This is a genomic window from Sediminibacter sp. Hel_I_10 (genome assembly GCF_000688335.1).
Lineage (GTDB): Bacteria > Bacteroidota > Bacteroidia > Flavobacteriales > Flavobacteriaceae > Psychroserpens.
Window position 1 is genome coordinate 2,589,169 of the sequence record NZ_JHZX01000001.1, and the last position, 17,976, is coordinate 2,607,144.

General features: G+C 35.6%; 19 protein-coding genes. 17 read left to right on the top strand and 2 right to left on the bottom strand.

The features are described 5' to 3' along the window. Positions 1-65 precede the first annotated feature (65 nt). From P176_RS0111705 to P176_RS0111785, 17 genes are all read left to right on the top strand, one after another. Positions 66-2,438 (top strand): multicopper oxidase domain-containing protein, encoded by a 2,373-nt coding sequence (locus tag P176_RS0111705; RefSeq protein ID WP_026754883.1) that lies wholly within the window; start codon positions 66-68, stop codon positions 2,436-2,438. A gap of 19 nt (positions 2,439-2,457) precedes the next feature. Beyond that, positions 2,458-2,844, top strand: a complete 387-nt coding sequence (locus P176_RS0111710) for a DUF302 domain-containing protein (RefSeq protein WP_026754884.1) — start codon at positions 2,458-2,460, stop codon at positions 2,842-2,844. A gap of 57 nt (positions 2,845-2,901) precedes the next feature. Next, entirely contained in the window at positions 2,902-3,504 is a 603-nt protein-coding gene (locus P176_RS0111715) for a DUF3347 domain-containing protein (RefSeq protein ID WP_026754885.1), read from the top strand. Beyond that, on the top strand, positions 3,505-3,957 hold the full coding sequence (locus P176_RS0111720) for a heme-binding domain-containing protein (RefSeq protein WP_026754886.1): 453 nt from the start codon (positions 3,505-3,507) through the stop codon (positions 3,955-3,957). A gap of 23 nt (positions 3,958-3,980) precedes the next feature. Beyond that, positions 3,981-4,541 (top strand): DUF3347 domain-containing protein, encoded by a 561-nt coding sequence (locus P176_RS0111725; RefSeq protein ID WP_026754887.1) that lies wholly within the window; start codon positions 3,981-3,983, stop codon positions 4,539-4,541. 556 nt (positions 4,542-5,097) lie between these two features. Then, positions 5,098-5,655 (top strand): potassium channel family protein, encoded by a 558-nt coding sequence (locus P176_RS0111730; protein WP_070237427.1) that lies wholly within the window; start codon positions 5,098-5,100, stop codon positions 5,653-5,655. 19 nt (positions 5,656-5,674) lie between these two features. Then, a complete protein-coding gene (locus tag P176_RS0111735; protein WP_026754889.1) occupies positions 5,675-6,157 on the top strand; it encodes a nuclear transport factor 2 family protein in 483 nt (160 codons plus the stop codon). Between the two features lie 10 nt (positions 6,158-6,167). Continuing rightward, positions 6,168-7,394, top strand: a complete 1,227-nt coding sequence (locus P176_RS0111740) for a permease (RefSeq protein ID WP_026754890.1) — start codon at positions 6,168-6,170, stop codon at positions 7,392-7,394. 31 nt (positions 7,395-7,425) lie between these two features. After that, positions 7,426-8,136 carry a PepSY domain-containing protein gene (locus tag P176_RS0111745; RefSeq protein ID WP_026754891.1) on the top strand — a complete coding sequence of 237 codons (711 nt, stop codon included), beginning with the start codon at positions 7,426-7,428 and terminating at the stop codon, positions 8,134-8,136. A gap of 22 nt (positions 8,137-8,158) precedes the next feature. Beyond that, positions 8,159-8,641, top strand: a complete 483-nt coding sequence (locus P176_RS0111750) for a DUF305 domain-containing protein (protein WP_026754892.1) — start codon at positions 8,159-8,161, stop codon at positions 8,639-8,641. Positions 8,642-8,652: 11 nt separating this feature from the next. After that, positions 8,653-10,455 (top strand): efflux RND transporter periplasmic adaptor subunit, encoded by a 1,803-nt coding sequence (locus tag P176_RS0111755; protein ID WP_026754893.1) that lies wholly within the window; start codon positions 8,653-8,655, stop codon positions 10,453-10,455. Positions 10,456-10,528: 73 nt separating this feature from the next. Further along, on the top strand, positions 10,529-10,705 hold the full coding sequence (locus P176_RS20575) for a hypothetical protein (RefSeq protein WP_169833977.1): 177 nt from the start codon (positions 10,529-10,531) through the stop codon (positions 10,703-10,705). Positions 10,706-10,717: 12 nt separating this feature from the next. Further along, positions 10,718-11,284, top strand: a complete 567-nt coding sequence (locus P176_RS0111765; RefSeq protein ID WP_026754894.1) for an AraC family transcriptional regulator — start codon at positions 10,718-10,720, stop codon at positions 11,282-11,284. A 143-nt stretch (positions 11,285-11,427) separates the two neighbouring features. Continuing rightward, positions 11,428-11,748 carry a four-helix bundle copper-binding protein gene (locus P176_RS0111770; RefSeq protein ID WP_026754895.1) on the top strand — a complete coding sequence of 107 codons (321 nt, stop codon included), beginning with the start codon at positions 11,428-11,430 and terminating at the stop codon, positions 11,746-11,748. Between the two features lie 245 nt (positions 11,749-11,993). Further along, positions 11,994-14,252: a cation-translocating P-type ATPase gene (locus P176_RS0111775; RefSeq protein WP_026754896.1), complete on the top strand. Its 2,259-nt coding sequence runs from the start codon at positions 11,994-11,996 to the stop codon at positions 14,250-14,252. Between the two features lie 23 nt (positions 14,253-14,275). Continuing rightward, complete coding sequence (locus P176_RS0111780) at positions 14,276-14,488, top strand: heavy-metal-associated domain-containing protein (protein ID WP_026754897.1); 213 nt, start codon at positions 14,276-14,278, stop codon at positions 14,486-14,488. A 15-nt stretch (positions 14,489-14,503) separates the two neighbouring features. Beyond that, the gene (locus tag P176_RS0111785) at positions 14,504-15,289 is read left to right on the top strand and encodes a zinc-dependent peptidase (protein ID WP_026754898.1); all 786 of its coding nucleotides are present in this window, start codon (positions 14,504-14,506) and stop codon (positions 15,287-15,289) included. Between the two features lie 112 nt (positions 15,290-15,401). Here P176_RS0111785 and P176_RS0111790 read toward each other — a convergent pair whose 3' ends face one another. Further along, a complete protein-coding gene (locus P176_RS0111790; RefSeq protein ID WP_026754899.1) occupies positions 15,402-16,616 on the bottom strand; it encodes a site-specific integrase in 1,215 nt (404 codons plus the stop codon). A 394-nt stretch (positions 16,617-17,010) separates the two neighbouring features. Then, positions 17,011-17,940: a LysR family transcriptional regulator gene (locus P176_RS0111800; RefSeq protein ID WP_026754900.1), complete on the bottom strand. Its 930-nt coding sequence runs from the start codon at positions 17,938-17,940 to the stop codon at positions 17,011-17,013. Positions 17,941-17,976 lie beyond the last annotated feature (36 nt).

Below are 17,976 nucleotides of genomic sequence, written 5' to 3' on the forward strand. Positions count from 1 at the left end.
GGGCATCATTCAATAAATCAAAATTAAAAAGAACACAAATTTATAATCTTGACAAAACTCTTAAAATGAAAACAATAAAAATTATTACGCTATTACTTTTTACAACTTCAATTTTTGCCCAAGTAGGCACAAACGGAAATGATAGAAAGGAAGATGGGCGACCTGTTAAGGAGTATAACCTTACCATTGAAGAAAACGAAATGACACTTGGAGGTGTTACTGCCAATGCAATGACCATCAATGGAGGTATCCCTGGGCCTGTTTTGGAATTTAATGAAGGAGACCTTGCTATAATCAACGTAACCAATAAAATGGATGAAGAAACTTCAGTGCATTGGCACGGATTGATACTTCCCAATTTTTACGACGGGGTTCCATATTTAACTACCCCACCGATTGAGCCAGGAACAACCTTCCAATACAGGATTCCAATCAACCAATCGGGAACATATTGGTACCATTCCCACACAATGCTACAAGAACAAAAAGGTGTTTATGGGTCTATTATCATTCATCCAAAAGAGAAAACCTTGGAATATGATAAAGATTTAGTCGTGGTATTATCAGATTGGACCAATGAAAAACCAATGAATGTATTACGAAACCTTAAAAGAGGTAACGAGTGGTATCAAGTTAAAAAAGGCACAGCAGTGCCATTAAGTAGAGTCATTTCAGAAGGTGCCTTTGGTGCTCAACTTAAATTTTGGAGAGACCGTATGGAAGGAGCTGATATTGCAGACATTTATTATCCCGCATTTTTGTCCAACGGTAAAAAACTGGCAGAGTATCCAGAATTTACGGCTGGCGAAAAAGTAAGGCTTCGCTTTATCAACGCATCGGCTTCTACCTATTATTGGATGGACTTTGGCGGAGGTAACCCAATGTTGGTTTCCAGTGATGGTGTTGATGTGCAACCCGTTTCCAAAAGCAGATTTCTCTTTGGCATAGCCGAAACGTATGATGTAATTGTAACTATTCCAGAAGGAACTATTGAAATTACCGCAACCGCTCAAGATGGTTCAGGTCATACCTCTATACAGTTAGGTAATGGCACTCTTTACCCAGCCAAAAGAATTGATAGACCTGATAAGGTAGCGATGATGAAGCAAATGGCAAAAATGGATATGAAAATGGGAGCACCTGCAATGGTGGGAAACAAGAAGAAGAATACACCCGAAGTTTTAATGCAGAAGTACGGAATGAAGATGAATATGAAGGACGGCGAGATGAAAATGGGGATGAACGATAAGATGTCGATGAAAGATGGCAAAATGAATGACCAAATGGATATGAAGATGGATGATACAATGGGAATGAAAAAAGACTCGATGTCAATGAGCCATAATGGAGCATCAAATAAAATGGAAGGTCATATGCACAATATGCCAATGATGCAGAAGGATTCTACTTCTTTTGATTATGAGGAGCGAAAGACATACTTCAACTATGATTTTTTAGAGGCAAAAGAAAAAACTGAATTTAAAGCAGATTTACCAGTAAATGAAGTGTTGCTTAACCTAACTGGTAATATGAATCGCTATGTATGGAGTATGAATGGGGTGCCATTATCAGAAACCGATAAGATAAATATAAAAGGAGGCGAGGTAACCAGAATTACATTAAATAACCTGACTATGATGCACCATCCAATGCACTTGCACGGTCATTACTTCAGGGTCATCAATGAAAAAGGAGAACGCTCACCATTAAAGCATACAGTGAACGTACCACCAATGCAGAAAGTTATTATTGAATTTTATAACGAAGAGTATGGCGATTGGTTCTTTCATTGTCACGTATTGTACCATATGATGGGTGGTATGGCAAGAGTGTTTAGTTACGATACCCCAAGGGATGATAGAATGAAAGATTATCCAGTACAGAAACTTATCGATGAGACAGACCATTATTATTCGTGGGGATTGGCTCGTGCAGGTTCAAATTTTAATGAACTCTTTTTAACGTCGAGCAATATCCGAAATGAATTTGGTTTGAGAGCAGAGTTCGATTACGACCAAAATCTTGAAGCCGAAATAAGTTATAATAGGTATCTGAACGATTGGGTACGTGTTTATGCAGGAGTTAATACCGAAACGTCAACACCAGATTCTTACGATACATTTAATACCGTAGGATTGGTTGGTGTAAAATATTTTACGCCTTATAGATTTAATGTAGATGTGAGTATGGACCATCAGCTACGCCCAAGAATACGTTTGGACAGAGAATTATTGATTTTTCCAAGAATTTTTCTGGAAGGCGAATACGAATACAGAGCAGATTTTGGATGGGTCAATGATTTAGAGAATAATAAATCATTTGAAAGCGAAACACAATGGTTGGTAGGGGTTGCATACATTCTTTCGCGCAATTTTTCAATCCAAGCTAACTACAATAACCGATATGGATTGGGTGGTGGACTATTAGCAAGATTTTAAACAACTAAAAATTAAAAAGATGAACTATTATTTTAATAAAACAATCAATGGAACCTTCGAAGAGGTCATCGAGAAAGTGACACAAGGATTAAAGGACGAAGGTTTTGGAATCCTTACAGAAATTGATGTAACAGAAACACTAAAGAAAAAACTGGATATAGACTTTAAAAAGTATTGGATACTCGGAGCTTGTAATCCGCCCTATGCACATAAAGCTTTGCAAGCAGAAGATAAAATTGGAACGATGTTGCCCTGCAATGTCATAGTACAGGAAATCGAAGCAGGTATCATTGAAGTTGCGGCCGTAAACCCAATGGCATCAATGCAAGCTGTAAAAAATAAAAAATTGAATGAGGTAGCCAGCGAAATAACTGCAATGTTGGAAAACGTCATTGAAAAGTTATAATACACTATAAAAAGGCAGTAATAATAATTAATAAATACAAACTTAAATTAAAACAAAATGAGCAAATTAAAATCAACATTAGGTATAGTTGCGATAGCATTTATAACCTTAACAGTAATGTCTTGTAAAGACAACAACAAAGAACAAAATAGCACTGATGGAGACCATTCAGAAATGAACCACGATAACAGTGATGGTCATCACGATGGCGAAAAGAAGGAAATGGCAATGAACGGAGATAGTAATGCACAAGCGGTATTAAATGATTATTTCAACTTAAAGAATGCCTTGGTGGGAGATGATAATGGCAAAGCCAAAGAACTTGGGGCAACCCTCGCAACATCCTTAAGAAATTTTGACGCCGCACAATATACCGATACCCAGCAATCGGAATTAAAGGATATTGTTGAGGATGCAGTTGAACACGCAGAACACATTTCAGAAAGTGATATAGCACACCAGCGCGAACATTTTAAAGTTTTAAGTAAAGATGTTATAGATATGGTTGCTATAACAGGAGCAGAGATGAAGCTTTACGAGCAGTTTTGCCCTATGTATGATGGCGGTACAGCTTGGCTAAGTACTAAAGAGGAAGTGCGCAATCCATACTATGGTAGTCAAATGTTAAAATGCGGCAAAGTACAACGTGAAATTAACTAAATGAAAATTGTAAAGATTATAGCAATAGTACTACTGGTAGCGTTCGTGGGAATTCAATTTATTCCGACTACACGCAATCAAAGTGATACTGTACCGTCAACTGATTTTATGCTGGTCAATAATGTACCAGAAACTATTCAAAAAAAGTTACAGGTATCCTGCTATGATTGCCACAGCAATAATACTCAATACCCTTGGTATAATAAGATTCAACCTGTTGCTTGGTTTTTGGAAGACCATATTAAAGAAGGAAAAGCTGAACTTAATTTCAACGAATGGGATTCATTATCCAGCCGAAGAAAAGCAAGTAAGTTAAGGTCTATTATCAAGCAGATTGAAAATGGCGAAATGCCTTTGGATTCTTACACTTTGATACATAGTGAAGCAACATTTACAGAAGCTGAAGCAGAAGAGTTAATCAATTTTATCACACAATTAAAAGATAGTTTATAAATAATAATTTAAAAGTAATTAAAATGAAAAATTTACAAATGAGTATTGCAGCAATGCTATTGTTAGCAGTTTCTTTTACCAATGCACAGGAAAAAGAAAAAATGAACCACGATCACGGAGATATGAAAATGGACCATAGCAAAATGATGAATAAAAATAGTGACGCAAAAGCAGAAGCTATATTAAGTGATTACTTTAATTTGAAAGATGCTTTGGTAGCTGATGACACCAAAAAAGCGGCACAATCAGGCACTAAACTGGTAGTCTCTCTTAGAGCATTTGATATGGATAGTTATACAAAAGAACAACAAAAAGAGCTTGCTGATATCATAGAAGATGCTGCCGAGCACGCAGAACATATTTCTGAAAGTGCCATAGACCACCAACGCGAGCACTTTAAAACGTTAAGTAAGGATATTACTGATATGGTAGCTATTACAGGTACAAAAAGCACGTTATACGAGCAATTTTGCCCAATGTATGATAAAGGTAGTGCTTGGTTAAGTACAAGTAAAGAAGTGAAAAATCCATATTACGGCAGTAGAATGCTTAAATGCGGAAAAGTTCAAAAGACTATTCAATAGATAATCCTTTGTTTAAAAAATATTTTCAATGTTCTGGTTTATTAGTTAACAGAAGGTTGTAAAATGATAAAGATATCTGAATAGTTTTTAAGTCCTGTCCTGGGAAGGAAAACAATGTTGATGGTTAGTGTTAGTTCCTTCCCTAGTCAGGCACAACGAATTTTGAAAAAGAAAAGTTGATTTGGTTAATAGCAGCCTGCACAAGGGAGAGGGATTAAACCCTTAAAATAATAACATCTCTCTTCCTATGTCAGGCAATTAAAAATTTATGATGAAGAGAAGTTTAGTGAAGAGTACTTGATTGTGAGGGGTAAACATTTTGGTTGGTTTATTGGTTAATAAAGGTTGCCTCTCATTTTCAAGTATTATTTAAAGGATTTTGCATATAAAAAAGGATGATATAACAATGAAAGAGTGTTGCAAAGACGGGTGTCAAAATACAACTGAAAAGTCTGTAGTTAGAAAATGGTTCAATTACATAATATATACCATACTAATCTTAATAGTTGGTGGTGCTTTGGCGCTTCAATTATTTAGTTAAGGAAATAAATTGAAAATGACTAAAGTGAACACAATAGAAAAATCTGAAAGAATTGGCTTTTACAAGCAACTGTTTAAAAAGGTATTGCTTACTGCAAGTATAGTGATTGCTCTATCGTTAAGTTATATACTATGGGTAGGTGTAGATTCCGCCAGCCAATTTTTACCCTTTATAATTGTTGGTTTGGCTTTGGTCAAAACCATTTTTATCGTAAGGCTCACTTTTATACAGTTAAGTAAAATAATAGGCGAAAGTCATCAGCTAACCCACGTTCTTACTTTATTTGGGGTATTGATTATTTTGATTGTCCTTTCGTTTTCAGCAGATTATCACGCTTTATATACTTTGAACCCTGAAAATTTTAAATCGAGTACAGCGCTCAATGGCTCATTTTCATTACAGTTTTTTGAGTTTTTATATTTCAGCTTAATTACTTTTTCATCGGTTGGCTTCGGAGATATTGTACCATTGAATATTGCAGGTAAACTATTGGTAATGATGGAAGTTTTCTTGAGCTTTTTGGTATTGGTATTTGGTATTGCAAACATTAATAGAATTCACGTTAACAAATAACCCCTTTAAAAATATAAATATGAAAGTACTTAAAATTATTACACTCGTAACTGTTCTCATTTCAACAGTCAGCATTACCAATGCACAGAATGATAAAGATTCTAAAGATAAAGAAGATGTTATCGCAGTAATGAAAGCTTACAAAGATGCACTACAAAACTTAACGACCGAGGGGACATTTGAACTATTTACAGAAGATTCAAAAGTATTTGAATCTGGTGGTGTAGAAGGCTCGTATGCGCACTATATAGAACACCATTTGGGGCCTGAGTTGGGGCATTTCAAAAAATTTGAATTTTCAGATTATGAAATTGATGCGGAAGTAGATTTGCCTTATGCATTTACTACTGAAACCTACATCTACACTATCGTGCTCAATCCAGATGAAAAAGGCGAAAGTAGAACGATAAAGAAAAAAGGAGTAGCGACGTCTATCTTAAAAAAGATGGATGGTAAATGGAAGATTATTAAAACACATTCTTCGTCAAGAAATGTAAAATAAAATTTAAACTGTGAGCGAATTCTTAAAACAATGGGGCGAAGCGGCCTATACGACCACTGGATTTTTCTGGATGGCACTTTGGGCTTTCATTTTGGGCTATATCATCAGTAGTATGATACAGATTTTTGTGACTGAAAAAAGGATGCAAAAAACAATGAACGAGAGTGAAGGTAAAAGTGTACTCTTAGGCACGTTTTTCGGTTTTATAAGCAGCTCGTGTAGTTTTTCGGCTTTAGCGGGCACAAAATCTATCTTTAAAAAAGGTGCAAGCTTTGTGTCTTCCATTGCTTTTCTTCTTGCATCGACCAATCTCGTAATTGAGCTTGGAATCATCATTTCCATATTTTTGGGATGGCAGTTTGTAGTCGGCGAATATGTAGGTGGAATCCTTTTAATTCTTATTTCGTGGATTTTGATACGAATAATCAATCCTAAAAAGCTCATAGAAAAAGCGCGCAAGAATTTAGAGAACGAAGATGACGATTCAATGGATGATTCCAAAGATTGGAAAAAACAAATCAAGAAAGAAGATAGTTGGGCAAGGGTTGCCAAAAAATATAAGATGGAATGGCAGATGGTATGGAAGGACGTTACCGTTGGCTTTACCATTGCAGGTATCGTCGCAGCCTTCGTTCCCGATTCTTTCTTCCAGACACTATTTATCAATAGTGGTCAGGGCAATACAGACTTTACCTTTCTTGAAATATTGGAACATATCGTTGTAGGACCTATTGCCGCATTTTTGACTTTTATTGGCTCAATGGGTAATATTCCGTTGGCGGCATTGCTTTTTGGAAAGGGCGTGAGTTTTGCAGGGGTTATGGCTTTTATTTTTAGTGATTTGGTAGTCTTTCCTGTACTTCGTATTAACGCCAAGTATTATGGGTGGAAAATGTCGCTGTTCATTTTATTCTTACTGTTTACGGCATTAATAGGAACAGCTTTGGCTCTGCATTACTCTTTCGATTTGTTGGGTATGTTGCCTGACACATCACAAGTTAAAATACAGGACAAAGAGCATTTCAAAATTGACTATACCTTCTATTTGAATATGGCTTTTCTCGCAATTTCAGGATATCTCATATACTTAGGGTTTTTCAAGAGAAAGGATGTAGAGCACTCAATGAGCGAAATGGCACCGAAAAGTCCATTGCTTGAAAGTGTTTTAAAATATGCGGCCTATATCTGTTATATATGGTTGGCAGGTGGACTGATTGTAAAATTTTTCGTGAATTAAAATATAGATAAAGAATAAAGTAAAAACAATAATGGTCAACAGAAAAACAGCAAAATGGATTAGAAAAGCACACCGTTACTTGGGTATCTTCTTAGGTATCCAGTTTTTGATGTGGACGATTAGCGGGATGTATTTCAGTTGGACAGATATAGATGAAATTCACGGCGACCAGTTTAAAAAAGTAGCACCTAAACAGAAGTCTTTTAACGATTTACTCGGTACATCTCAACTCGATACAGAGCAACCAATCCAAACTTTAGAACTATTGGAAATTGCAAACGAACCTTACTATTGGATTAATGAAACACAACTTATTAATGCCAGAACAGGACATAAGAAAAATGGGGTTTCTGAAGAAGAGGCGCAAGAAGTTGCAAATAGGTATATGCTAACCGATTTAAAAATAGCTGAAATTCAACGGGTCGATACGGTAGGGCAGCATCACGAATATCGTGGTCGTCCACTTCCGGCGTATGAAATTTCGTATGAAACACCTCAAAATTTAAAGGCCTACGTGGCCATTGAAAATGGCGCATTTCAAACGGTAAGACACAGGGATTGGCGTTGGTTCGATTTCCTTTGGATGACACACACTATGGATTATCAAGGTAGAGACAATTTTAACACATTAGTATTGCGAGGGTTTTCACTATTAGGGTTGATTACTGTATTAAGTGGTTTTTTACTTTGGTACACTTCATCCCCAACCATTAGAAAAATAATTAAAAAGAAACGAAAATAAGTAACACTAAAATCAATATATAATGGAAAATTCAAATCAAAATTCAAAAAAAAACAATTACACAAAATTTGTAGGTATGCTGGCGGCATCATTTGTGGCAATGTACATTACAATGTACCTAAACTCTTATCAATTAGATCACGTCTATTTTAGCCTTACTCGTTTTTATATGAGTTGCTTGGGTATTGCTGCTATGGCCATTATAATGTTTGTGGCGATGCGTAATATGTACCAAAACAAAAAGAAGAATATCGCCATTGTTTTGGGTAGCATTGTGCTATTTGTTGGTGCATTAGGATTGGTACGCGACCAGAAGTCAACGGTAGGAGACATATTGTGGATGAAAGCAATGATACCTCACCACTCTATTGCGATTTTAACAAGTGAGCGTGCTGATATCCAAGATCCAGAAGTTAAAAAGTTAGCTGAAGATATTATCAAGGCACAAGAAAAGGAAATTGCAGAAATGAAAGCAATGATAAAACGATTGGAAAATAACAAATAAATAAAATTAAAATGAATAAAAACATCATTTATATAAGTGTTGCCTTGATTGTTGGCCTGTTAGGCGGCTTTCTACTATTCGGTGGAGGTTCTGCGGACAAGGCAACAATTAATGTGAAAGACACCCACGACCATTCAGAAGAAATTGCTTCTAATCAAATGTGGACGTGTTCTATGCATCCACAGATTATGCAACCAGAACCTGGGGATTGTCCCATTTGTGGAATGGATTTAATTCCAGCCGAATCTGGTGCAGATGGTCTCAATGCCAATGAAATAAAAATGACCGATAACGCAATGGCTCTGGCCAATATCCAAACATCACTTGTAGGAAAAGGACAAATGGGAAATAATTCCCTTAAATTATCTGGTAAGATAAAAGCTAATGAAGAGTCAAATGCCGTACAGGTTACCTATTTTGGAGGAAGAATAGAAAAACTGTACGTTAATTCTACAGGAGAACGTGTTGGAGCAGGACAACGCTTGGCAACTATTTATTCGCCAGAATTGGTTGCTGCACAGCAAGAACTGCTTACCGCTTCATCATTAAAAGAATCGCAACCAGAATTGTATAAGGCTGTTAGGAACAAACTTAAACTTTGGAAACTTTCAGAAAAGCAAAACAACGCCATAGAAACTGCCGGGAAAGTGCAAGAAAACTTTCCGGTTTTTGCAACCGTTTCAGGAACGGTAACAATGAAAATGGTAGAAGAAGGGGATTATTTAAAGCAAGGACAACCCTTATATAAAATTGCGAATCTCAATACAGTATGGGCAGAATTTGATGCTTATGAAAATCAAATTGCATCCCTAAAAGAAGGGCAAACTATTAAAGTGACCACAAATGCTTATCGCAATGAGGTTTTTGATGCAAAAGTCTCATTCATCGACCCCTTATTAAATTCTGCAACTAGAACGGTGGTTGTAAGAGCGGTCTTGCAAAATAAGAAAGACCTCTTTAAACCGGGAATGTTTGTGGAAGGTATAATTGAGGGTACGCAAACAAGCACCGAGAATACTGTTTCCGTACCGTCAACCGCTGTTATGTGGACGGGAGAACGCTCTGTAGTCTATGTCAAAACAAACCCTAATGAAGCTATTTTTGAAATGAGGAAAGTTTTATTGGGCAATGCCAATGGCGATAGTTATACCATTCTTGAAGGTTTAAAGAATGGAGATGAAGTCGTAACTAACGGAACGTTTACCGTAGATGCCGCTGCACAGTTACAAGGCAAAAAAAGTATGATGAATGCATCTGGTGGTAAAACAATGACAGGCCACGAAGGGCATTTGGGAATGCAAGAAGATAATTCTGGAGAAAATACAAATGAAGCCAACCATTCTCAAATGAAAGAAAGGATTGAAGTTTCAAACAAATTTCAGAATCAGTTAAAACAGGTTTTTGATGATTATATCCTTTTAAAAGATGCATTGGTAAATGATGATGCCAAGGGTGCTCAACAGGCAGGAAAACAAATAAACCAATCTTTGAAAAAAGTGGATATGAAATTATTATCTGATGAAAAAGCACATAACCATTGGATGACCATTCAAAAAGAACTAAAGACCTCGGCTAATTCTATTGAGAACGATTCAGATATAGCAACACAAAGAGCACATTTTAAACATCTTTCTGCGCATATGATAAGTAGTGTGCAACTTTTTGGGGTTAACGAAAATGTATATATCCAGTTTTGTCCAATGGCCGATAACAATAAGGGAGCTTATTGGATAAGTTTGGAAAAAGAGGTGCGAAACCCATATTATGGAGAGGCTATGTTAACCTGTGGCGAAGTAAATGCAACTTTACAATAAAGCGAATTATGGATTAATCAAGTAATCTGAATAAGACCATAAATTAATTTTGGTTTTATCACGGCGAACGATAATGAGTGAAAGTAGAAGAAATAGAAGAAAAAATGACAGAAAGAAACATCAGCCTAAAAGTGATATTTCAAGAAAAGATAAAATTATAGCTTTAGTTGTGATAGTATTGATTTTTGTAGTTGCTGCAATAGCTGCTGTTTATTATTCTCTATACAAATCTGGATTAAAATTATTTTGAAACAAGTACTATATGAATGAGACTATCCATATTAAAAATATGGTCTGCCCAAGATGTATCTCGGCGGTATCGAATATTTTGGAACAACTTGAGATACTGTATGTTTCTATAAAATTGGGGGAGGTTAAATTAGTTTCTTCATTAAGTGTCCAGACCAAAAATGGTCTTTCCAAAGCGCTTCAAAATTCAGGTTTTAGTTTGATTGACGACCGTAAAAGTCAACTTATTGAACAAATGAAAACATTGGTTGTAGATAAAATCCATCATTCCAATCAAGAGACCGATTTCAAATGGGCAGATATTGTTACAGGCGAACTTCACTTGGATTATAAATATTTAAGTTCACTTTTTTCGTCGGTAGAAAGTATTACGTTCGAGCAGTACATCATAAACCAGAAAATTGAACGTGTTAAAGAACTTATAGTTTATGACGAATTAACCTTGAGTGAGATAGCTTTTAAACTTCATTATAGTAGTGTTGCGTATTTAAGCAATCAGTTTAAAAAGGTTACAGGAATGACACCTACACAGTTTAAAAAAAGCACAAATCAGAATCGCAAATCTTTGGATGAGATTTGATGTTAAACTCTGTTAATCCGAAAATTCTACAAATTATTCGGCATATTTTATAACATAAAACACTACTTCAGATGTTAAATTGTTCTTACTAATGTCTGCTATAGTGGTGGACTAATTTTAACAATTTAAATTCTAAAATATTTATGAAAAATTCAAAATTAATCGAAGCTTTAAACAATTGTGTAGCACATTGTAATCATTGCGCTGATGCTTGTCTTGACGAAGGCGACATCAAGATGATGGTAGATTGTATAAGAACTGATAGGGCCTGCGCTGAAATCTGTAGTGCAACAGCAAATTTGCTTGCATCAAATTATAAAGATGTAAGAGGTATGGTAGAGCAATGCCGTGATATCTGTAAAAAATGTGCTGATGTATGTGCCAAGCACGACCACAAACATTGTCAACAATGTGCAGATGCTTGTAGAAAATGTGAGGAAGCTTGTAACGAATATTTAAAATAATACAACTTACTTTTATTGAGTATAGTGAGGTGCTACAACCTCAAATTCCGAAAGGCTACAACTAACATTGTGGTCTTTTGTTTTATTAAAATCAGGTATGAGTTATCTTCTTCGTATCGGAAACTTGAAAAGTTTTCAAACTGGCGACCGCTACCAAGCTAATTCTACAATTTATTCAGCATATTACGTAATACATTAAAGTCCCTAAATCCTGAAATTTGTAATGTATCAATAAGAATAGGATTATGGAGACAATTAACATATTTGAAACCAAAGTTAAAAAAAACAAGCAAGGAATAAAAGAATCATTCCCTGTTACAGGAATGACCTGCGCATCGTGTGCATCAAGTGTTGAATCTGTATTAAAACACACAGATGGCGTATTTGATGCAAGCGTAAACTTTGCGAGCAGTTCTGTTCTTGTAGAGTACGACAAAGAGTTGAGTCCTAATCAACTTCAAAATGCACTTCGCGAAGTGGGTTATGACATTATCATTGATGCGGAGAATCCTTCAGAAGTACAACAAGAACTACAGCAAAAACATTATCAAGACATAAAAAACCGTACTATCTGGTCGGCCATACTTACCCTTCCCATTTTTGTATTAGGAATGTTTTTTATGAAATGGGAACCAGGTAAGTGGATTTCTTTGGTGTTAACTTTTCCAATTCTTTTTTGGTTTGGGCGTAGCTTTTTCATCAATGCTTTCAAGCAAGCCAAACACGGTAAAGCAAATATGGATACCTTGGTAGCTTTGAGCACAGGAATCGCTTTTATCTTTAGTGTATTCAATACCTTTTTTCCAGAATTTTGGTTGAGTCGTGGTATTGAACCTCACGTTTATTATGAAGCGGCTACGGTAATTATAACTTTTATTTCCTTGGGAAAATTATTGGAGGAAAAGGCAAAATCAAATACGTCTTCAGCCATCAAAAAACTAATGGGTCTTCAGCCCAAAACCCTAAAAATTATTGAGAATGGGGAAGAGAAGGAAATCCCTATTTCATCAGTACAGGTTGGTCAGACCATTTTGGTACGTCCCGGAGAAAAGATTCCAGTGGATGGCGAAGTTTCCAAGGGAAGCTCGTATGTAGATGAAAGTATGATTACGGGAGAACCTCTTCCTGTTCAGAAATCCCAAGGGGAAAAGGTCTTCGCTGGTACGGTTAATCAAAAAGGAAGCTTTCAATTTACCGCTGAAAAAGTTGGTGGAGAAACCTTGCTGTCGCAAATTATTAAAATGGTTCAGGAAGCTCAAGGAAGTAAGGCGCCAGTTCAAAAACTGGTCGATAAGATTGCCGGAATATTTGTTCCTGTCGTATTAGTTATTTCTATCATTACATTCATTGTCTGGATGTCAGTTGGAGGCGATAACGCATTTTCACAAGCCTTGTTGACCTCTGTAGCCGTGTTGGTTATCGCTTGTCCTTGTGCATTGGGCTTGGCAACACCTACCGCAATTATGGTGGGAATTGGTAAAGGCGCAGAAAATAATATCCTTATAAAGGATGCCGAAAGTTTAGAACTCGGTTATAAAGTGAATGCTATTATCCTTGATAAAACTGGTACTATTACCGAAGGAAAACCATTAGTAACTGATATGCTTTGGAAGGATAAACTTGAAAATAGCAATGAATACAAAAAAATTCTTTTGGCTATCGAAGCACAATCAGAACATCCCTTGGCAGGGGCTGTAGTCAACCACTTAAAAGATGAAAATGTTGAACAAACTGAAATGGCTTCCTTCGAAAGTATCACTGGAAAGGGGGTAAAAGCTCAAACAGAAAATGGTTCAAAATACTATGTTGGAAACCATAAGCTAATGGTTGAAAAGAATATTCAAATCGACGCTTCCTTAATGCAAACGGCAGAAAGTCTCGAAGAGCAGGCTAAAACGGTCATTTTTTTTGGCAATGAAAAGCAAGTGCTGGCGATACTCGCCATTGCTGACAAGATTAAGGAAACTTCAAAAAAAGCCATAGCAACGCTTCAAGAAAGAGGCATTGAGGTCTATATGCTTACTGGAGATAACAATAAAACCGCATCTGCTGTCGCAAAACAAGTAGGAATAATAAATTACCAAGGAGAAGTGATGCCTTCGGACAAAGCTGTTTTTGTTGAAAAATTACAAGCAGAAGGAAAGATAGTAGCGATGGTTGGTGATGGCATAAACGATTCCCACGCTTTGGCGCAGGCCAATGTAAGTATCGCAATGGGTAAAGGCTCGGACATTGCAATGGACGTTGCAAAAATGACATTGATAACATCAGATTTGCAATCTATTCCCAAAGCTTTGGAACTATCGAAAAGAACGGTGTTGGGCATACGTCAGAATTTATTTTGGGCATTCATTTATAATCTCATTGGTATTCCTATTGCAGCAGGCGTTTTGTATCCAGTAAATGGATTTTTATTGGACCCAATGATTGCAGGAGCAGCAATGGCTTTCAGTAGCGTATCTGTGGTTCTAAATAGCTTAAGGCTTAAACGAGTAAAACTTTAATATTAATTAAAAATTCAAATACGATGAAAACTTTAAAATTTAAAACAAATATCAATTGTGGTGGTTGTGTATCAAAAGTAACCCCGTTTTTAAACAAGCAAGAAGGTGTAGAAAGTTGGGAAGTGGATACCACTAATCCTGATAAAATCCTAACTATTGAAAGTGATGGTGCTACAGAAGAAGATGTAAAGGCTACATTGCAAAAAGTAGGGTTCAAGGCTGAACCTGTAGATTAATACTTTTGTTATAATATGGTCTATACGTTAATTTTTGTGGTGATTCTTTTGTTTGCTATTCATTTTTACAGAAAAGCAAAAAGACAAACCGTAAAGCCATTTCCAGAGCATTGGCAAAAATTATTAATGGATAATGTTCTGTTTTATAGAAATCTCTCTAAAAATAAGCAGCTTATTTTTCAACAAAAAATGATGCAATTTTTAAGTGAGGTTTATATAGATGGTGTGCAGTTTGAATTAGAAGAATTAGACAAAATTTTAATTACGGCAAGTGCAGTAATCCCTGTTTTTGGTTTTAAAGAATGGCATTACACCAATTTAAGTGGCGTCCTTTTATATCCAGATTATTTTAATGAGGATATGCAATTTAGTAGCAAGGATAACTCAAGAAACATTGGAGGCATAGTTGGAAACGGACGTTTTGAGAAGCAAATGATTTTATCTAAAAAAGCATTGTACCACGGTTTTCAAAACACAACAGATAAAAGCAATACAGGCATACACGAATTTGTACACCTTATTGATAAGCTGGATGATAGAACAGATGGCGTTCCAGAGCGATTATTAGAACATCAATATGCAATACCTTGGCTGAATTTAATTCATAAGGAAATAGAAGCCATAAACGACAACCATTCTGATATCAGAAAATATGGTGGTACAAACCAAGCAGAATTCTTTGCAGTAGCTTCAGAATATTTCTTCGAGCGCCCAGATTTGCTCAAAAAGAAACATCCAGAACTTTATAAAATGTTAGTTAAATGCTTCAATCAAAAATTAGCAAATCCAATTAAAAATTAGTTTCTATTTAGGAGAGATTAAATCTGTAATTGAAAATCGTAAAGAGCGGATATTTTGAATATGCTAAACTACTTATAGCAATAAAATATCCGCTCTTCAATTATTTATTTCCTCAAAAGTTTATAACACTATCCAATGCATCATCTGCCTCTTTATGGATGAAATTGGCTTGATAGTTCAAGGTGGTTTTCAAATCACTATGGCGATATAATTTCTGTAGCATCAACGGATGAATGGCATCCCCAGCAATATTTCCAAAACTATGCCGTGCTATGTGCATCGTTATTTTCTTATTTATTTTAGCCTTTTTAGAGATTGATTTTAGATTGTCATTAAACCTCTTTGTAGCAGTTTTTCTCTTGTTATATAAATCTTTCGCATTTTCAGGGTCTGCCTTTTTCAATTCAGGGAAAACAAAATCATCATCACTTCTTTTATCATCTTTATATTGGTCTAAAATCTTTAGTACTTTTTCAGGAATTTTTAATGATAGAAGTTTTGCGTTTTTATGCATTCTATAATGCAGCCTGTTATCATAAATATCTGACCATTTGGTTCGTAGAACATCAGAAACCCTCATACCAGCAAAATTGAAACTAAAAAGCCAAACATTTCTAGTATGCATTTCAGAAGGTTTGAGATTTATCAAATTTTCAATTTGTTGAATCTCTAAAATATTTAGTCCGACTTTGGTAGTTTCAGGAAATTTGATTTTTATTTTATCGCCACCGAAGGGATATAATTCTCTGCTTACAATTTTGTATTTAATTGCTCTGTTAAATAATAGCCTTACAAATACCAAAATGTTCATTATTGAGGTTTCAGACAGGGAGTACTTAACTTTTAAAGTTAACATCAGTTTTTTAAGAAAACGTTCATCAATTTCTTGAAAAGACAATTGTTTCGAATTGTGATATTTTATAATAAAGCTCAACCACGCTTTATCAGTAGATAAACGATTTAGCTTTTCTGTACTTTCTAAATCGTCAAGATGTTCTTGTGCTAATTCAAAGAATGTAGCATTGATACCGGAGGAATATATTTCCTTCTTAATTTGATTGGCAGAAGCATCTTTTTGTTCGGATTGAAGCGTAATAAGAGCATTGTTTAATTCAGAAAGTTTCAAGGATAACAAATTGTTCAAGGTTTTGAAATTTATGTGTGATTTCTTAACCCGAATATTCTTTTCATCCCAATCTTCCAATTCAATGTAGTGACCTATATATTGGTATGTTGAGCGACGATTTTTTGTAATACGTATGGCAAGAGGATACAAGCCTTCTTTATTAGGCTTTTTGCGAAGAACTATTTTAGCGTTTGATGACATAATTGACCTGTTTTGCGTACGAAAGCCAAATCAGGTACAACATAGGTACAACATTCAATTTTGAATGTTTAGTTTACCAAGAAGTTTCCCTAAAGATACAAATTTATTAGTTTCTCTGGGTACAACATAGGTACAACAAATGTTGAAATCAATTGATATTAGATGATATCAAAGAAAATGACATATTATATAATCAATTGAAAATGAGTGGCTTTGGTGCTGTTTGGGCAAATGTACGCTAGACTTAGGATCTAGTGCCGCAAGGTGTGGGAGTTCGAGTCTCCCCGCCCGCACAAAAGACTCTTCTTAATGTAAGGAGGGTCTTTTTTTTGTTTGTGATTTTTACTGTCCAATTATAAGGAGAATTATTTTTCAATCTTATTTCTTTCCCTCTCTAGCTCTTAAAATTTTGAACCCAGTCAAATTGTTGAGCGATGATGCGCTCTTTCTCTACGTTTAGAAATTCAAGATAGGCCAAAGCCGCTGGTGATAATTTTTTTGAGGTTAACCAAATTAAGTTCCAGGACGTGCTAATGGGCAGGCCTTTAACGGGAATGATTTTTAAATCTTCATTTTTGAGTTCGTTTCTAATACCAATGAGTGGCATGATAGAACATCCTAATCCAGAAAGTACCGCTTGTTTTACAGCTTCGTTAGAGGTGAGTTCTATTTTTTTTCTAACTGAAAATTTATTTTTAGATATAAATAGTTCCATGGCATTTCTAGTAGCAGAACCTTGCTCTCTGTATATAAGCGGTGCATTTTCAAATAGTTTCTTTTTAGACGTGCCCTTTTTAAATGTTGAATGGCTAGAGCCCACAAAATAAAGTTGATTCTGCATCAATTCTATTTTTTCAATCTTCAATTTTTTTGGAAGTACCGATACAAGTGCGAAATCTACTTCATTTAATTCTAAACTTTCAACCACGGTGGTTTTATTGGTCACGTCCATATTCAAATCGACGCCAGGGTTTTGCTTCATGAAATCTGCTAAAAAATAGGGCATCACATATTTGCCTGTAGACACCACAGAGAGTTTGAGACGTCCCGACAGTTGTCCTTTATAGGCTAGTGTTTTATAATTTATGGCATAAACCTCATTAATTATTTTTTCGGCCGCAGCGGCAATCTCCAATCCAAAATCTGTGATAAAAAGTTGCCGTCCTACAACTTCTGTTAGTGGAATGGGAAATTGATCTTGAAAATTTTTAAGCTGAATTGATACCGCTGGTTGGGTTAAATGTAAACTCTCGGATGCCTTGGTGATGCTCTTTAATTCGGCAACTTTTAGAAAGATGGTGAGCTGGTGAAGCGTATAGTTCATAAAATTATTTTATGTATTGCATAATAAATATAAATA